We start from the raw sequence: 16,919 nt of genomic DNA on the forward strand, positions 1-16,919 counted from the left end.
TCAGTTCGGCAGTCCCGGCCCCTTCGGCGGGCAGTATTTGAAACTCGCCGGCACCGTCGGCACCAGATGCAGGAATCCGCCGAACGGCCCCATATTCCGCATCGCCTCCAGCTTCGGCCCTTTGAAATTGAGCCGCCCGAACATCATCGCGGTCATTGGCGAGCCCATGTCCATCCAGTTCGCCGTCGTCGCCCACATCGAATAATCATGGCTATAGTCGAGCGATGTCGCGGTCAGCGCCCCGCCATAGATGCATTCCGCCAACCCGTTCTTCGGCGCGATCTTCAGTTCGATCGGCGCGCTCACCTTGCAGATCGAATCCGACAGCGTGATGATCTTGTAGCGCTTGGCCCCGGTATTTTGCGCCCAGCCGCCGCCCAGCCCCTTGGTCAGTTGCGGTGTCCGGTTCCAGGCGGTGCAAAGCTGCGTCGCCCATTGCGGCGACATGAACACCGGCTTCGCCGCCATTGCCGCAGGCGCCGTGCCCTGCGCGGCGGCAACGCCCATGGCACCGGCCATAAACAAGGCGGCACCCGTCACGAGGTGTGATCTCTCCATTTCAAACTCCCTGAAAAACGACCCTTTTGCGGGTCTTGTGGTGCAACCGGGATGCGGCACCAGCCGCATCCCGCAGATCAGATCAGTTCAGTGCAGCCAGTTCAGTGCAGAATGATCTCGACGCGCCGGTTCTGCGGCTCGCGCACACCGGGCCCGGTCGGCACCAGCAGATGCGTCTCGCCGAACCCCTTGATCACGATGTCGCTTTTCGCCACCCCGTCGCTCACCAGCTGCGCTGCCACGTTATCCGCGCGCCGGTAGGACAGCTTCATATTATAGCCCGGGCTGCCCGAGGTATCGGTATACCCGTTGACGTTCAGGCGCGTCACATGCGTGGTCCGCGAGGCATCGGCGGCTTCCGCGACGATCTGCGTCGCCCGCGGCGTCAGATCGGCCTTGTTCCAGTTGAAGAACACCAGATAGGTCCGCGCCGGTGCCGGGGCAGGGGCCGCAACCGGAACCGGCTCAGGTGCCGGTGCCGCAACAGATGCCGGTGCCCCGAAATGATGCAGGAACCCGATGCCGATGGAGTTTTCCTCCAGCGAAATCTTGTCGGTCCCGCCACCCGGCAGCAACGGGCTGGTCGGCCCGCTCACCGTGTTGTTGAACGCATGGAAATACGTCACGGTCACGTCGTTCTGCGGCGTCAAATGATAGGTCAACCCCGCCGAAGCCTGGTTCTCCACCACGCCGGGTGCCAGAATATTGAACGTCACGTTCTGGGACGTCACCGGATTCTGCGAATGGGTATAGCCGCCCATCACCGTGATCGCGGGCGTCACCGCGTATTTCACCCCGACCTTATAGACATTGATGCTCCGCCAGCCGAACCCCGGCCCGTTGGGCGAGCCCAGCGGTGCCTGCGCGAAGCTCTGATTTCCGATCGCGGGCACATTGGCATAGAAAATCCGCTGGTAATCCGCCGCCACCAGGAATTGCGGCGTCACATGATACCCGAACCCGACCGAATAATTCGCGGGCACGTTGAACTCGCCATTCCCCGCGAACAGCCCGGCATATTTCTTGAACCGCTCCATGTCCGCCTGCGGCGAATAGGTCGCGCCCAACGAGAGCTGCGGCGTCACCTGCCAGAATACACCGACCTTCACGCCGATCCCGAGCGAGCCGTCACCCCCGCGATCGGTCACCGAATTGGGATGGATCGACAGCGGCTGGAACGGCTGCAGCCCTTCCGCCGAAAACATCTGGTAAACGATCTGCGGCGACACCGCGACGGCAAAATTCGGCGCGATCTTGTACGAAAGCGACGGTGCGATGATCAACTGTTCAAGGTTGACCCCGAGATGCCCCGACCCGCACAGAAGATTCCCCGGCCCGACCGCCCCGGTCACCGGGTTCGGGCATTTCAGCGTTCCGTCCGGATAATCCGTGTTCAGCCCGCCATTGCCGTAAATCGTGATCCCGAACGACCAGTTATCATTGATCGGCGCGTTGAACCCGATATCGGGCAGCAGGAAATTATCGTCCTTGCTGGTCGTCGCCCCGTTCAGCCCATAGGCATTCCCGATCCGGCTGGCGCTGCGATGCGGCACGAAAAACGTCCCGCCGATCGAAAAGCTCTCCCCGGCAAACGAAATGCTGGCCGGATTATCCGCCCCGCCCATCGCACCGGTCACGACACCGTCGGATGCCCCGCCCATCGCGACCACCTGCTGGCCATAACCGGTCTGGAAATACCCGTCAGTGGCGTAAGCGCTGCCCGACATGGCGAAAACAGCGACCGCAACACCGGCCATGAGTCTCGAACGATTCATCAAACCCTCCCCTGATCATCGCCCGGCTGGTGAATCGTGGGTGGCTCACAATGTCCAGGCGACATCCCGCACATTCGCCGAAACGCATGCATATGCAATCAAAATGTTCGGGCCATCGATGCTGCACTATCATCGTGGCAATGGAATAAGACTATGAAAACAAAAGGAGTTTTAAGTAACAATCGCAATAATCACGAATTTGGACGTCGTCGCTAAATTATGTCATGTTGCAAACATGTAACACTGCGCCCGCGCAAACGCGCCGCTTGCCGCGTCAAACCCCCGCCGGCGCCTCGACCGGCAGATGCCCGCGCAGCGCCGCGTAAGCGAGGTTGATCGTCTTCAACCGTTCCTCGGATTGCTTGTCCCCGCCATTGGCATCGGGATGATGCCGCTTGGCGAGTTCCTTGTAGCGCGACCGCGCCGCATCGCGTGAAACCGGCCAGTCCAGCCCCAGCACCGCCAGCGCCTCGCGTATCTCCGGCGGTGCCCGTTCCGGCTCCGGCGTCGCCCGCGCCCGCCCGATCCCGGCGAACGCCGCCAGTTCCGCCTCCAGCGCCTCGCCGATCCCGCCATTCCGCCCGAGCGGCCAGGTCGGGCGCTGCCACCCGGTATCCGAGCGCAGATTGGCCTCGATCTCGCCCGGGCTCATGCCCTTGTAATAATCCCACCCGGAATTGTACGCCCGCACATGATCGAGGCAGAACCAGTAATAATCCCGCAGATGATCGCGCGATTTCGGCGCGCGGTAATCCCCCGCCTTGTGGCAGTCGGGAATATCGCATTCGCGCCCCGGCGCATCGGGGTCGGGCGCAAAGGCGCGCACGCGGCGGGTCGATCGGGAAAACGGCGGCGTCGGCATGACCCCTAATTTGCCCTTTGCCGCCGACTTGGCAACCATCCGCGATCAGCGCACATTCCACCCATGACCACACGCACCGAACGCATCCACGCCATCCTCACCGCAGAATTCGCCCCCGAGGCGCTCGAACTGAAGGACGACAGCCACAAACACGCCAAACACGCCCACCGCATGGAACAGGTCGGCCACGCGCCCGATGTCGGCGAAACCCATTACCGCCTCGCCATGGTCTCCGCCCGGTTCGCCGGGCAGACCCGCGTTGCCCGCTCCCGCGCGGTCCACGAAGCGCTCGATGCCGAATTCAAATCCGGCCTGCACGCCCTCGCGCTCGACCTCAAAGCCCCCGGGGAATAAACTGACCGTCGCGCCGCGCGAAGGCCCGATCTCCCTGTTCCTGAGCCGTCGCTTCGCGCCGTTGTTCTGGTGTCAGGCCTTCGCCGCCTTCAACGACAATTTCCTCAAAACCGCCCTCGCGGTGCTCATCCTCTACCGGCTGCACGGCCAGTCCGCCCTCGTCGCCCTCGCCGGTGCCGCTTTCGTCGGCCCCTCGCTGTTCGTCTCCGGCATTTCCGGCCAACTCGCCGACCGGTTCGACAAGGCAGGCGTCGCCACAAGGGTGAAACTGGTCGAAATCGCCGCCGCCGGCCTCGCCGTCGCCGGGTTCCTGCTGCAATCCATCCCGATCCTGTTCGCCGCCCTGCTCGCCTTCGGCATCCTCGCCTCGCTGTTCGGCCCGGTGAAATACGGCCTGCTGCCCGACCTGCTGCCCACCCCCCAGCTCCCGCTCGCCAATGCCCTGGTCGATTTCGCAACCTTCGCCGCCATCCTGCTCGGCACCGCCGTGGGTGGCCTGCTCGGGGCCCGGGCGCCACTCGTGCTCGGCATCATCGTCATGGGCTTCGCCCTGCTCGCTTTCGGCGCCGCCGCCCTCATCCCGCGTCCCGGCGCCGCCCAGCCGAACCTCCGGCTGAACGCCAACCCCTACACCGCCGCGCGCGACCTGATCCGGGTTCTCCGCAGCACGCGCGATCTCTGGAACGCCGCCCTGGTCAACACCTGGTTCTGGTTCGCCGGGATCATCAGCCTCACCCTGCTCCCGGTGATCACCAAAACCGCCTTCCATCGCGGCCCGGACGCGGTCACCCTCGGCCTCACCATCTTCTGCATCGGCATCGGCGCGGGCAGTTTCCTCGCTGCCAAAATGATGCACGGCACCATCTCCCTCAAGCCCGCCCGCCTCGGTACCATCATGGTCGGCATCGGCGCGCTCGCGGTTGCCTCCCTCGCGACACCGGCGCATTTCATCGCCATGCTCGCCGTGCTGTTCGTCATCTCGGCGAGCGGCGGGCTGATCGCGGTGCCGAGCTTCGCCGCGGTTCAGGCCTGGTCCGCCTCCAACGCCCGCGCCCGCGCGGTTGCCGGCACCAACATCATCTCCGCGGCCGCCATGCTCGCGGCCAGCCTGCTCCTCACCGCGCTGCTCCATGCCGGCATCGGTGCCCGCGCGATCTTCGCGGGCCTCGGCGCTCTCGCTCTGGCCCTGGGCCTGATCGCGCCGCTCACGATCCGCCGTTGAAGCGGGCAGGGCGCTTCTCGGCAAAAGCCCGCACCCCTTCGGCAAAATCCGCCGTCCGCCCCAGACCACGCTGCAAATCCCGCTCAAGGTCGAGCTGCGCATCGAGCCCATTGGTGAACGCCGCGTTGAACGCCACCTTCATCGCCGCGATCGCCTGCGCCGGTTTCGCCGCCAGCGTCGCCGCCAGCGCCAGCGCCGCTTCGGCAAATCCCGCATCCGGCAGGCAGCGCCAGATCATCCCCATCGCCGCCGCCTCGCGCGCCGTCACGGTCTCGCCCAGCATCGCGAGCCCCCGCGCCCGCGCATCGCCCACCAGATGCGGCAGAAAAAACGTCCCCCCCGCATCCGGCATCAGCCCGATCCGGATGAACGCCTGCGTGAACGTCGCGGAGTCGCAGGCGACCACGATATCCGCCGCCAGCGCCAGATTGGCTCCCGCGCCCGCCGCCACCCCGTTCACCGCGGCTACCACCGGCTTGCCCAGCCCGCGCATCCGCCGCACCAGCGGATTGTAATGCGCATCGATCGACGCGCCGAGATCCCGCATCTCCCCGCCAATATTCTGGCCAAGATCCGCCCCGGCACAGAACCCGCGCCCCGCCCCGGTCAGCAACACCGCCCGCACCGTCTCGTCCGCCTCGATCGCCGCGAACGCGCCAGCCAGCGCCTCATGCAGCGCCGGGTTCAACGCATTGAGCTTGTCGGGACGGTTGAGTGTCAGCACCCGCACCGCGCCCTCATGCGTGACCAGCAGATCGTCAGCCATGTCGCTCCCCCCATTGATTTCGCCGCCTCATTGTGGCGCAGCATGCCGCAAGCGGCAACCACGGCCGCGCCCCGATCAAGGAGGTTTTCATGAGCATATCGATCGCGATCCACGGCGGCGCCGGCACCATGCGCGCCGCCGACCTCACCGAAGCCATGACCACCGCCCGCCACGACGGCCTCCGCCGCGCCCTCGCCGCCGGCTGGCGGGTCCTCCAATCCGGTGGCGCGGCGCTCGATGCCGTCACCGAAGCGGTCTGCGCGCTCGAAAACGATCCCCTGTTCAACGCCGGTCACGGCGCGGTCCTGACCGATGCCGGCACGATCGAGATGGATGCGGCGATCATGAACGGCGCCGATCGCCGGGCCGGCGCGGTCGCCGGCATCTGCGGCCCGCGCAACCCGGTCCGCGCCGCCCGCGCGGTGATGGAAACCACTTCCCATCTGCTGATGATCGGCGAAGGTGCCCACCGCGTCGCGCGCGATGCCGGTCTCGCATTCGAATCCCCCGCCTGGTTCGAAACCCCGAACCGCCGCGCCGCTCTCGACCGCGAACTCGCCCGCCGCGCCTCCGGCGCGCCCGATACAAGGTCGGACGCCGATCGCCACGGCACGGTCGGCGCCGTGGCGCGCGACGCCACCGGCCATCTCGCCGCCGCCACCTCGACCGGCGGCATGACCGGCAAACGCAGCGGGCGGGTCGGCGACACCCCGATCATCGGGGGCGGCACCTACGCCGACGATCTCTGCGCGATCAGTTGCACCGGCACCGGCGAGGTTTTCATCCGCTACACCGCCGCCGCCGAAATCTCGGCCCGGATGCGCTACAAGGGCGAACCGATCGACATGGCGGCAGCCGATGTCATCGCCAGCCTCGCCGAACACGGCGGCGATGGCGGCCTGATCGCTCTGGGGGCAACCGGCGCCCCCACCCTGAATTTCAACTCATCGGGCATGTATCGCGGCTACATCACCGCCGACGGCATCGCCCACACCGCGATCCACCGCGAAGCTTTCCGCGCCGCCCCGCTACAGGGCAGCGCGCCGGGTCAGCCCTTGGCCCGTTCGACGTAGCTGGCGTCCTCGGTCCGCACCACCACCCGCTCGCCGGCCTCGACGAAGGGCGGCACCATGGTCTTGACCCCGTTGGCGAGCTTCGCCGGCTTGTAGGACGACGAGGCGGTCTGCCCCTTCACCACCGGATCGGCCTCGACGATTTCGAGCGTCACCGTCGCGGGCAGATGCACCCCGACCGGATCGCCCTCGACCAGATCGACCACCACCGGCATGTTATCCTGCAAAAACGGCAACTGATCGCCGAGCAGATCCGCCGGCACCAGAAACTGCTCGAAGGTCTCGCCGTCCATCAGCACCAGATTGTCGCCATCGGTGTAGGAATAGGTGTAGTCACGATTATCCGTCATCAACCGCTCGACGGTATCGGCGGTGCGCCAGCGTTCGTTGGTCTTGTTGCCGGTCTTGAGATTGCGCATCTCGACCTGAATGAACGCGCCACCCTTGCCCGGCGTGATGATCTGCTGCTTGAGCACGGTCCAGCGATTGCCGTCATGCTCGATGACCTGGCCAGCGCGGATGAGATTCGCCTGCTGCTTCATGAATACCCACTCGATCTACAAAAATGATGGCGCGCCTTAACCCGCCGCGCGACGTTGGGCAAGAAGGGTGGCTCGAAGCTCTTTACGCATCCGGTAGCCGACCGCTAAAATGCGTGGATGTCTATAATTATGAGATGCCCGTCGTGCGGTCTAGAGTTTCGGTCGCGTGCAATGCGGTTCGTAAATTCGACAAATGTTACAATCGAAAACTGTAGGGAGCCGTGCCCCCAGTGCGGCAAATTAGCTAATTCTGTTGATGGCACATACGATTTCATTGGCGACGCTGTTTCCGCGTTCCGAGCGAGCAATGCAATCAACATCAACAAATTCAAGAATATTGCTGAGCAAGCAAAAAATGGACAAATTACCGCTGATGAAGCGACCGAAAAAGCAAATGAAATTGATCCATCATTTGCAAATATTATAAGCGTTGCGTTAAAATGGGGTATTCCCGCTCTTTTGGTTGCAATTATAAGCTTATATCTTCAGTATTGCGATATGGGTTCCTCGAATCGTGTCAACGTAGAAACTATGGCCATGCAGGCGGCACGTAACCGTTCACACCCCCCGGGTCAGACCGCTACCTGGGCAGGGATTGTGGGCAGCAGATTGTTAGCTCGTGCGGCGGTGATGAGGGCGCAGGCATAGGCCCATGGATCAGTGCCACGCTTGCGGCAGGTGTCAATGACGCTGAGCGCGGCGGCATAGAACCGGCTCCCTTCATCGGATCGCGTGCCAAAGCTGATGCGCCTCGAGATCACCGCGTGGCGGAGCGCACGTTCGGCATCATTGTTGGTGGGCGGTAAATCCCGATCGGCGACGAAGGCGACCACTGCGTCCCAGTCATTGAGGATTTCACCTGCCAGCCCGCGAACTTTCGCATCGATCTCATGGCGATTGCATTGACAGTTCCATTTGATGCTCGCGGTCAGGCGCTTGATGGCGGCGGGGTCGTCGCCGTCATGCACGCGCTCGATCAGGCGGCGCAGATCGCGGACCAGATCGCTGCCGAAGCCTGATCCCGCGCCGTAATGCCCCTCTGCCAGCGCGCGGGCCTTACGGATCAGGTGCGCCAGACATCTCTGGCGGCGTGGATGATCGCGATAGGCACCGTAACCGTCGGTGACGAGCCAACCCAGAAAGGCCTCGCCGATCAGCGCGGCCAATTCGCAGTGCTTGCGGCTGCCGATCCGATAGACGATCGTGGTTGCCGTCACCGCAACCCAGAGCCACAGCAGACTTGCCTTTTGATACCACGGGGTTTCGTCGAGATGGACGATGTCAGCCGCACGCACATCTTCGATCAATTGCTCGACCACGGGTTCGCTCGCCAGACCGAATTCGTGAATGCAGCGTTCGATGGTGGCAATCCCGAGCTCAACGCCCAGCCAGTCAGCCAGGAATTCAGCGATCTTGACGCGCGAGAGGCGGAAACGCAGCGACAGCGCCGCGATGAAGGTGGCGAGCATCGGGCCAACCAGGCAGCGCTCGCTCATCAGCAGGTCGCGCCGGCGCCCCTCGACATGTGAGCACAGTCCGGTTGCGGGGCGTGCGATGGTCTCGTGGCCACAGTCGCAGCGTATCGCCAGATAGCAATGTTTCGTGGCTGCGACATGAAGGCTCATGTCGCCGCGGGTGAGTTCAAAGCTCAGATGAGCGCTGACTTGGCGGCTTTGCGAGACGGTGGAAGATCCGAAAACTGCACGGCATGCGTCGCACGCTGTCGGCGCATGCAGGAGTTCACCGCTGACTATAATCGGCAACCGGCGCCAAAACCCTTTCGTCCCTGGCCGTTTGCCGGCCGGCTTGGGTCCAGGGTTGCCGGCGGAAGCGTTGCCGCCCGGCGCGGAACCACCACCCCCATCGGTTTTGTCGTCCCGGTCGGAGCGCTCAGAACTTTGCCCGCTCTTGGTGTTACGCCGGTAGGGATTGTCGCTGGAAGGCGGACGGGAACTGGTTGTTGAATCCTCGCCGGCATGGTTTGCCAGCGCTCGCGCCAATTCATGTAAATCCCAGGTCAGTTCTTCAAGCTCGACGCGCGACATCGCAGATAAATCAGTACGTTTAATGTCTTTCAGGCCGGGGATTCTCTGACGGGGCATCAGAATCGTAGAGTCCGGTTCGGGTGGAAAAGCAAGCCCAGCCTTTCGACATTTTACCGGCCGTTGGCTAACGCTTCATTCGAGGCAAGAAAGGGGGGGTGTGAATGGTTACGGCGGCACAATTAAATGCCCTCACAACCATAGTACACGAAATTCAAGCGAAGACATCGACGGACGCTGAGATTCAATCCGAATTATCAAAACTCAATGAAGAGCAGAAAAAATATAAAAAAATACTAAATTTGAAAGAAAAGCCAATACCCAACCAGAAGCGAACCCCCTACAAAAGTACGAAAAATGGGAATCGACACGAACGCCGGAGGGCTTCGGCTCTGGCAAAAAAGAAAGTTTAAGCTTTTTAGGGACACTCATTAGAATTTTCATTCTTGCCCAACCCTACCCAAGCCCCGACAAAATAATCGCCACCCCATCCCTGTGCCAGCGCTGCACCGATTTATGATCGGCCCCCAGCACGCTGCCCAGCCGCCGCCACGGGAACAGATACCGCCCGGTCAGCGGATGGGTCAGCGCCCGCGCCCCCAATATCCGCCGCAGCACGAACCGCTCCTCGGGAATGATCGCGAGCCACCCCAGCGCCTCGTCCATCCGGTCGATCGCCGCCCCGGAAGGGTGTGCCGCGCGCACCCGCGCCGGTTCCCACCCGTAGGCATCGAGCGCGCTGTGCACCACCTCGTAGCGCGTCACCCGCAGATGCGGCGAATACCCGGTATTAGGCATCGCCAGCAGGGTCGTCCCGGCCTCCTCCAGCCGCGCGATCAGCGCCGCCGCCGGCCGATCCGCCTGGCTCACGGCAGGGCAGGGGCGGATCGCCGCCCGCATCGTCACCCCCGACCCCAACACCGCCCCGACCGACTGCGCCCGCACCACATTCATCGCGCGCACTCCCCGCCCTCATCGGCCAGCGGCACGAACGCCACCCCCTCCAGCACCGTCCCGCGCGTCAGTATCCCCCACGAAATCGGATGCCCCGCCCGCAGCGGCTCGCGGTTCGGATCATCCTCCGGCAGCCGCACCGGCTTGCGCACCGGCACCGGCCCGCCCACCGCCTGAATCCGCCGCCCCCGCTCGATGATCGTATTGCGCGACAGCCCGAGCACATCCCCGATCGCCGCCCACGTCGCCCCCCCGGCCCGCATCTGCCGGATCGTATTGTCAGCCGTCTCAGTCCAGTTGCGTCGCTCGCCCATCGCTCATCTCCCAGGTTACGGGAGGAACGATACGGGAACACTATCAGAATGTCAACATAACTAACTACCGGTCAGTCAGGTGGACTGGTTAGCGGCCCCCCTCAGCGGGCGGGTCCGTCTCGAAAAACCGCGCCATCGTCACCGCATCCCCCACCAGCGCCGCCCGCACCGCCGCCACCCCCGTCGTATCCGCGACAACCACGACCCGGGAAAACCACGGCACCACCCCGCGCGCCCGCGCCAGAAACAGCCGCCCCAGCGCCTCCGCCGCCGGCCCGCGCGGCGCGCAGCACGCGCACCCGATGCCGTGCAACGGGTTCGCCGCCAGCCGGAACCGCTCGCACGCCACCCCCTCCGTCACCGCCGCATCCCCCGCCACCAGCACCGCATCCCCCGGCGTCACCGCCCCGCCAACCACCACCCCGATCCGCATCCCACCCTCCCTGTTCATCGCCGATTGGAAATGTTCGCCTCTTCCTATATTACGAGACATCATGACCAAACTCCCTCTGCTCGAAGCCCTGCGCCACCGTGTCCTGCTCTGCGACGGCGGCATGGGCGCACGCGTCCAGGCGCTCACCCTCGATGTTGAGCGCGACTATTGGGACAAGGAAAACTGCACCGAAATCCTCAACCTCTCCCGCCCGGACCTGATCCGCGAAATCCACCGCAGCTATTTCGAAGCCGGCGCCGACATGGTGGAAACCAACAGCTTCGGCGGCTCGCCGATCACGCTCGAGGAATTCCAGCTCGGCAGCCGCGCCCGCGAGATCAACCGCACCGCCGCCGAACTCGCGCGCGAAGCCGCCGAAACCTTCGCCGATGGCCGCACCCGCTACGTCCTCGGCAGCGTCGGACCGGGAACCAAACTCCCCAGCCTCGGCAACATCGCTTACGATCCCTTGGAAGCCGCCCTCGCCGAGCAATGCCGCGGCCTGATCGATGGCGGGGTCGATGCGATATTGATCGAAACCTGCCAGGACACGCTGCAAATCAAGGCCGCCGTCAACGGCGCCAAACTCGCCCGCGCCGAACTCAAGCGCGACATCCCCATCTTCGTCCAGGTCACCGTCGAGACCACCGGCACCCTGCTGGTCGGCCCCGACATCGCCGCCGCCAGCACCGTCATCCACGCGCTCGACATCCCCCTGATCGGCCTGAACTGCGCCACCGGCCCGCAGGAAATGGCCGAACACGTCCGCTACCTCTCGCAAAACTGGCCCGGCCTGATCTCGATCCAGCCCAATGCCGGCCTGCCCGAACTGGTCGACGGCGCCACGCATTACCCGCTCGGCGCCGCCGAACTCGCCTCCTGGATGGAACGCTTCGTCCTCGAAGACGGCATCAACCTGGTCGGCGGCTGCTGCGGCACCTCGATCCCCCATATCGAAGCCCTCAACGCCATGCTGACCCGATTGGGCAACCCCCGCCCCACCCCGGTCGCACGCACATCCCACTGGGTCCCCTCGGTCGCGAGCCTCTACGGCACCACCCCGCTCCGCCAGGAAAACTCCTATTTCTCGATCGGCGAGCGCTGCAACGCCAACGGCTCGAAAAAATGGCGCGAACTCCAGGAACACGGCGACTGGGATGGCTGCGTCGCCATGGGCCGCGAACAGGTCGCCGAAGCCTCCAACGCGCTCGACATCTGCACCGCCTTCGTCGGCCGCGACGAGCTTTTCGAAATGAACGAGGTCATCACAAGATTCACATCTTCGGTAAACGCGCCGTTAGTGATCGACTCCACCGAAACCCCGGTCATCGAAGCCGCGCTCAAACTCCACGGCGGCAAACCCATCATCAACTCGATCAATTTCGAGGACGGCGAACACATCGCCCGCGAACGCCTCGCCCTCGCCAAAAAATTCGGTGCCGCCGTCATCGCGCTGACCATCGATGAAGTCGGCATGGCCAAGGAACCCGAACGCAAACTCGAAATCGCCCGCCGCCTCGTCGCCATGGCCGGCGAATACGGCCTGCCCCAGTCGGACCTCCTGATCGACCCGCTCACCCTCACCATCGCGACGGGCAACGAGGACGACCGCAAACTCGGCCAATGGACCCTCGAAGGCATCAAGCTGATCCGCGACGAATTCCCCGACATCCAGATCATCCTCGGCCTCTCCAACATCTCCTTCGGCCTCAACCCCGCCGCCCGCGCCGTCCTCAACTCGGTCTTCCTCGACCTCGCGGTGAAGGCCGGCATGACCGGCGCCATCGTCCACGTCAGTAAAATCCGCCCCCTGCACCAGATCTCGCCCGAAGAAATCGAGGTCATGGAAGACCTCATCTACGACCGCCGCCGCGAAGACTACGACCCGCTGCAAAAACTCCTCGCCATGTTCGCCGACCGCAAAGCCGCCCAGGCGACCAAAAAAACCCGCGCCGAAACCGTGGAAGGCCGCCTCAAGGACCGCATCATCGACGGCGACCGCAAAGGCCTGACCGACGAACTCGACGATGCCCTGCAAACCCACAAACCGCTCGACATCATCAACAACATCCTGCTCGACGGCATGAAAGTTGTCGGCGAGCTGTTCGGCGCCGGCAAAATGCAGCTCCCCTTCGTCCTGCAATCCGCCGAAACCATGAAAGCCTCGGTCGCCTATCTGGAGCCGAAAATGGAACGCGTCGCCGGCCAGGAAAAAGGCACCATCGTCCTCGCCACCGTCAAGGGCGACGTCCACGACATCGGCAAGAACCTCGTGGACATCATCCTCACCAACAACGGCTACCGCGTCGTCAATCTCGGCATCAAAGTCCCCCTGGCCGACATGGTCGCCGCCGCAAAGGAACACCGCGCCCACGCCATCGGCATGTCCGGATTGTTAGTCAAATCCACCGTCATAATGCGCGAAAACCTTGAGGAAATGACCCGCCAGGGCCTCGAAATCCCGGTCCTGCTCGGCGGTGCCGCGCTCACCCGCAACTACGTCGAGGATGATTGCGTCGCCGCCTACGCCGGCGGCCGCGTCGCCTACGCCCGCGATGCATTCGACGGCCTGCATCTGATGGACAAAGTCACCGGCAACGCGTTCGACGATTACCTCGCCGCCCTGCAAGCCAAACGCAAAGGCAAATCCCGCAACACCAAACGCAAACTCGGCCAGGCCGACACCCGCGGTTTCGCCCCGGTCGACATCAACGCGGCCCAACTCCGCCGCCGCCGCCTGACCGAAAACCTCGCAATCCCCACCCCGCCCTTCTGGGGGGCCCGCGTCATCGAAACCCCGGCCAAAGCCCTGGTCCCCTTCATCAACGAACGCTCGCTGTTCCAGTTCCAATGGGGCTTCCGCAAACAGGGCAAATCCCTCGACGAATTCCTCGGCTGGGCCCGCCAGGAACTCCGCCCGATCATGAAGCGCATGCTCGCCCTCTGCGAAGCCCAGGACATCCTCAAGCCCCAGGCGATCTACGGCTACTGGAAAGCCGCCGGCCAGGGCAACGACCTCATATTGTTCGAGCCCGACGGCACCACCGAAATCGCCCGCTTCACCCTCCCGCGCCAACCCCGCGAAGACGGCGACTGCATCGCCGACTTCTTCCGCGACATCGAAGACCCCGAACGCGACGTCATTGCCCTGCAAATCGTCACCATGGGCCAGAAATCCTCCGAAATCGCCCGCGAATGGTTCGAAGACAACCGCTACCAGGATTACCTGTACCTGCACGGCCTCTCAGTCGAAATGGCCGAAGCCATGGCCGAACACACCCACAAACGCATCCGCGCCGAATGCGGCTTCGCATCGGAAGACGACCGCGACATCGAAAAAATGCTCGCCCAATCCTACCGAGGCTCCCGCTACAGCTTCGGCTACCCCGCCTGCCCGAACCTCGAAGACCAGTCCCAGCTCCTCAAACTGCTCGCCGCAGACCGCATCGGCGTCTCCCTCTCCGACGAACACCAACTCCACCCCGAACAATCCACCAGCGCCATCGTCGTGCTCAACCCGAAAGCAAAGTATTTTTCAGTGTAACAAACCAGCCTGCCTCATCTCCCTTCGCGATGTCGGATCGGCGGCAACCCATCGATCCGACCGCGCGTCCCGCGTCTCACCTTGCTTGTTCTACGGATAAGCCGTATAAGTCACAATGGATATCGAGTTCGACGATGCCAAGGACGCGGCAAATATCGCCAAACACGGCATATCGCTCGCCCTTGGTGCCGTCATCCTCGAAAACGCCGTGGGCAAAACGATCGACGATCGACAGAACTACGGCGAAACCCGCGTCAACGCCTTCGGATTGATCGCCGGCCGTCTCTTTGTCTGCACCACCACGATGCGCGGCGAAACCTATAGGATCATCTCGGTTCGCAAGGCGAGCCGCCAGGAGCAACGCCTATGGCTATCGTAAAAGTCACCCAAGACCTGATCGAAACATCACTGCGCGCCATCGATTGGCCCGCGCAGGACGCCAAGACCGACAACGATATCGCCCGGGAAATCGCCACCAACCCGGATGCCGCCCCGATCCTCTCCGCCGCCCAAACCGCCGCCGCCATCACCCGCCTGATCCGCCAGCGCCTCGGCATCACCCAAACCGAATTCGCCGCCCGCTACCAAATCCCGATCGGCACCCTGCGCGACTGGGAACAAAACCGCAAACAACCCGACGCCCCCGCCATGGCCTACCTGCGCGTCATAGCCCGCGAACCAGAAATCGTCGCCCGCGCCCTGATCCCCGCATGACCGCGGCGCTGATTCCGGCTCAAAATCAAGAAAAAGCAAAAGACTTCTTTTTGCAAAAAGAAGCAAAAACTTTCAATAATGCAACAACCGTAGGGCGGAAAAGCAAGCGTAATCCGCCTTCCTTTTGTAATACTCAAGCAAGAACGTGTTTTATAAAATGAAGCAAAAATTATTAATCGTCGCGCTTGGTCAATCCCGATATAACCGCCACCAGAATAAGACTTGCACCCCAACCAAATAACGTCTCAAACCAAACACATATTTGCATGATTAGCCCCAGGTTCATTCGAAACCCATCCGCCTCGACAACCCTCGGCGTCATCGGCCCCCAACTTGACTCTTGGCCTAGGTCTCCTACGGGCAACAATACGTTGAGCGAGTACATAGGTGGGAAAAACTCCGTATATTCCGGCGGCAGTGACTTGCACCGCGTCCAGACAGGATTTTTATCCAGCGGCGGACGGCAGGACGCATAGGCCGGATTCTGAAAGACGATCGGATCGCTCGGTGCAAAGGCGCCGTTATTCGCCCCGACATAGTAAAACCCGGTGCAGATCAGCCAGACAAAAATTGAAATAAATACTAGTTTAAGTGGTCGATAGCCATAATCAACCAGACCGCCGTAGCAAGAATGAAGCTTGCCTATCCGTTTGACACCCACACCCACTAGATCTAGTTCCAGCCATGAATACCTTGGCTCGTGAAGATCTGCCTTTCCCCCAGTCTCTGCCGGAATTCCAGCGCATTTTCCCCGACGACGCGGCGTGCGCCGATTATCTCGAAAAGGCCCGGTGGAGTGATGGGTTTGCCTGCCCGTGGTGCGGCGTTATCGGCGAACCATTCCGTTTCGCGGCGCGCCCCGGCGTGCTGCGCTGCCGAGCCTGTCGCAAAGACGTTGGCCTGATGGCCGGGACCGTTATGGAGCGCAGCCACACACCGTTGTCGATCTGGTTCTGGGCGGCTTATTTGATCGCCAGTCAAACGCCAGGAATGTCGGCGGTCCAATTTCAGCGGCAACTCGGCCTTTCGCGCTATGAGACGGCCTTCGGCATCCTTCATAAGCTGCGCGCTGGGATGGTGCGCCCCGAGCGCGATAAGATTGGCGGCAAGCCGCAAGAACATGTTGAAGTGGATGAAACCTGGGTCGGAGGACGAACCCGTGGCGCAGGCCGGGGCGTCCATCACAAGGTTCTCGTCTCTTGCGCCGTAGAGGTGCGCCACCGCAAGCCGGGAACCAAACTCGACAGACGTAAAGACGGTCGCTACGCGGGACGTGTTCGTCTCGCTGTCGTCCCCGACCGTAGCGCTCATTCGCTCTGTGGATTCATCGAAAAGGCCGTCGCTCCTGGATCGCTGATCGTCACCGACGAATGGAGCGGATACACTAGCCTCGGAAAGCGGGGATTCGACCACCACGCAATTGCTGAATGCGCTGACCCGGAGGTCGCGGAAGAATTCCTGCCGATCATTCACTTGGTTTTCGCCAATCTGAAGACCTGGATCGACGGCATCCATCACGGGGTCAGCGCCAAGCATCTACAAGCCTACCTCAACGAATTCACATTTCGGTTCAATCGACGCTTCTATCCCTTCAACGCGTTCCGCTCGCTGCTCGCAATCGCGGGCGGGGCAGCCGCTCCGACCTTTGACGGGCTGTATTCCGGGGAATGGGCCCACCCCACATTTAGTGGGTGTGGGTGACAACCGGATAGGCAAGGAATGAAGTACCTCGGATAATCCCCGATAGATAAATCGGGCAGCCGGCC

General features: G+C 62.9%; 18 protein-coding genes and 2 pseudogenes. 9 read left to right on the forward strand and 11 right to left on the reverse strand.

Features of this window, described 5'->3' with window-relative positions:
* The 4 genes and pseudogenes from SIL87_RS05415 to SIL87_RS05430 form a co-directional block, all read right to left on the reverse strand.
* Positions 1-558 carry an SCP2 sterol-binding domain-containing protein gene (locus tag SIL87_RS05415; RefSeq protein WP_319613182.1) on the reverse strand — a complete coding sequence of 186 codons (558 nt, stop codon included), beginning with the start codon at positions 556-558 and terminating at the stop codon, positions 1-3.
* 101 nt (positions 559-659) lie between these two features.
* Positions 660-1,046, reverse strand: a pseudogene (locus tag SIL87_RS05420) (OmpA family protein); the annotation flags it as partial.
* Positions 1,047-1,163: 117 nt separating this feature from the next.
* A pseudogene (locus tag SIL87_RS05425) lies at positions 1,164-2,333 on the reverse strand (OmpP1/FadL family transporter); the annotation flags it as partial.
* A 274-nt stretch (positions 2,334-2,607) separates the two neighbouring features.
* Positions 2,608-3,234: a J domain-containing protein gene (locus tag SIL87_RS05430; protein WP_405055213.1), complete on the reverse strand. Its 627-nt coding sequence runs from the start codon at positions 3,232-3,234 to the stop codon at positions 2,608-2,610.
* A 24-nt stretch (positions 3,235-3,258) separates the two neighbouring features.
* On the opposite strand from SIL87_RS05430, the gene SIL87_RS05435 reads away from it, so the two are divergent.
* Positions 3,259-3,549 carry a BolA family protein gene (locus tag SIL87_RS05435; protein WP_319613183.1) on the forward strand — a complete coding sequence of 97 codons (291 nt, stop codon included), beginning with the start codon at positions 3,259-3,261 and terminating at the stop codon, positions 3,547-3,549.
* A complete protein-coding gene (locus SIL87_RS05440; protein WP_319613184.1) occupies positions 3,488-4,771 on the forward strand; it encodes an MFS transporter in 1,284 nt (427 codons plus the stop codon). Before SIL87_RS05435 ends, SIL87_RS05440 begins: the two co-directional genes overlap by 62 nt.
* Here SIL87_RS05440 and SIL87_RS05445 read toward each other — a convergent pair.
* Complete coding sequence (locus SIL87_RS05445; RefSeq protein ID WP_319613185.1) at positions 4,755-5,537, reverse strand: enoyl-CoA hydratase-related protein; 783 nt, start codon at positions 5,535-5,537, stop codon at positions 4,755-4,757. The two genes, SIL87_RS05440 and SIL87_RS05445, sit on opposite strands and share 17 nt — an antisense overlap.
* Before the next feature lie 89 nt (positions 5,538-5,626).
* Here SIL87_RS05445 and SIL87_RS05450 point away from each other — a divergent pair, with 89 nt between their 5' ends.
* Positions 5,627-6,610, forward strand: a complete 984-nt coding sequence (locus SIL87_RS05450; RefSeq protein ID WP_319613186.1) for an isoaspartyl peptidase/L-asparaginase family protein — start codon at positions 5,627-5,629, stop codon at positions 6,608-6,610.
* Here SIL87_RS05450 and efp read toward each other — a convergent pair.
* Both efp and tnpC read right to left on the reverse strand, forming a co-directional pair.
* Positions 6,586-7,152: an elongation factor P gene (efp, locus tag SIL87_RS05455; RefSeq protein WP_319613187.1), complete on the reverse strand. Its 567-nt coding sequence runs from the start codon at positions 7,150-7,152 to the stop codon at positions 6,586-6,588. The genes SIL87_RS05450 and efp overlap by 25 nt on opposite strands.
* 572 nt (positions 7,153-7,724) lie before the next feature.
* Positions 7,725-8,777 (reverse strand): IS66 family transposase, encoded by a 1,053-nt coding sequence (gene tnpC, locus SIL87_RS05460; protein ID WP_319613188.1) that lies wholly within the window; start codon positions 8,775-8,777, stop codon positions 7,725-7,727.
* Between the two features lie 581 nt (positions 8,778-9,358).
* Here tnpC and SIL87_RS05465 point away from each other — a divergent pair.
* On the forward strand, positions 9,359-9,607 hold the full coding sequence (locus tag SIL87_RS05465; RefSeq protein ID WP_319613189.1) for a hypothetical protein: 249 nt from the start codon (positions 9,359-9,361) through the stop codon (positions 9,605-9,607).
* Between the two features lie 43 nt (positions 9,608-9,650).
* Here the strand turns inward: SIL87_RS05465 and SIL87_RS05470 are convergent, their stop codons facing one another.
* The 3 genes from SIL87_RS05470 to SIL87_RS05480 all read right to left on the reverse strand — a co-directional run bounded on the left by SIL87_RS05470 (position 9,651) and on the right by SIL87_RS05480 (position 10,958).
* Positions 9,651-10,148, reverse strand: a complete 498-nt coding sequence (locus SIL87_RS05470; RefSeq protein WP_319615915.1) for a DUF6362 family protein — start codon at positions 10,146-10,148, stop codon at positions 9,651-9,653.
* Entirely contained in the window at positions 10,145-10,462 is a 318-nt protein-coding gene (locus SIL87_RS05475) for an AsnC family protein (protein ID WP_319613190.1), read from the reverse strand. The genes SIL87_RS05470 and SIL87_RS05475 overlap by 4 nt, the downstream gene beginning before the upstream one ends.
* Positions 10,463-10,550: 88 nt before the next feature.
* Positions 10,551-10,958 carry a P-loop NTPase family protein gene (locus tag SIL87_RS05480; RefSeq protein WP_319613191.1) on the reverse strand — a complete coding sequence of 136 codons (408 nt, stop codon included), beginning with the start codon at positions 10,956-10,958 and terminating at the stop codon, positions 10,551-10,553.
* Between SIL87_RS05480 and metH the strand changes: the two genes are divergently transcribed.
* The 4 genes from metH (at position 10,957) to SIL87_RS05500 (ending at position 15,314) form a co-directional block, all read left to right on the forward strand.
* Complete coding sequence (gene metH / locus SIL87_RS05485; protein ID WP_319613192.1) at positions 10,957-14,439, forward strand: methionine synthase; 3,483 nt, start codon at positions 10,957-10,959, stop codon at positions 14,437-14,439. The genes SIL87_RS05480 and metH overlap by 2 nt on opposite strands.
* Before the next feature lie 115 nt (positions 14,440-14,554).
* Complete coding sequence (locus SIL87_RS05490) at positions 14,555-14,818, forward strand: BrnT family toxin (RefSeq protein WP_319613193.1); 264 nt, start codon at positions 14,555-14,557, stop codon at positions 14,816-14,818.
* Positions 14,806-15,153: a helix-turn-helix domain-containing protein gene (locus SIL87_RS05495; RefSeq protein WP_319613194.1), complete on the forward strand. Its 348-nt coding sequence runs from the start codon at positions 14,806-14,808 to the stop codon at positions 15,151-15,153. The genes SIL87_RS05490 and SIL87_RS05495 overlap by 13 nt, the downstream gene beginning before the upstream one ends.
* Entirely contained in the window at positions 15,150-15,314 is a 165-nt protein-coding gene (locus SIL87_RS05500) for a hypothetical protein (RefSeq protein ID WP_319613195.1), read from the forward strand. Before SIL87_RS05495 ends, SIL87_RS05500 begins: the two co-directional genes overlap by 4 nt.
* Positions 15,315-15,325: 11 nt before the next feature.
* Here SIL87_RS05500 and SIL87_RS05505 read toward each other — a convergent pair whose 3' ends face one another.
* Entirely contained in the window at positions 15,326-15,820 is a 495-nt protein-coding gene (locus SIL87_RS05505) for a hypothetical protein (protein WP_319613196.1), read from the reverse strand.
* 17 nt (positions 15,821-15,837) lie between these two features.
* Here SIL87_RS05505 and SIL87_RS05510 point away from each other — a divergent pair, with 17 nt between their 5' ends.
* Entirely contained in the window at positions 15,838-16,854 is a 1,017-nt protein-coding gene (locus SIL87_RS05510) for an IS1595 family transposase (RefSeq protein ID WP_319613197.1), read from the forward strand.
* Positions 16,855-16,919: the final 65 nt, after the last annotated feature.

This window comes from Acidiphilium acidophilum (genome assembly GCF_033842475.1).
In the GTDB taxonomy this organism is placed as follows: domain Bacteria; phylum Pseudomonadota; class Alphaproteobacteria; order Acetobacterales; family Acetobacteraceae; genus Acidiphilium; species Acidiphilium acidophilum.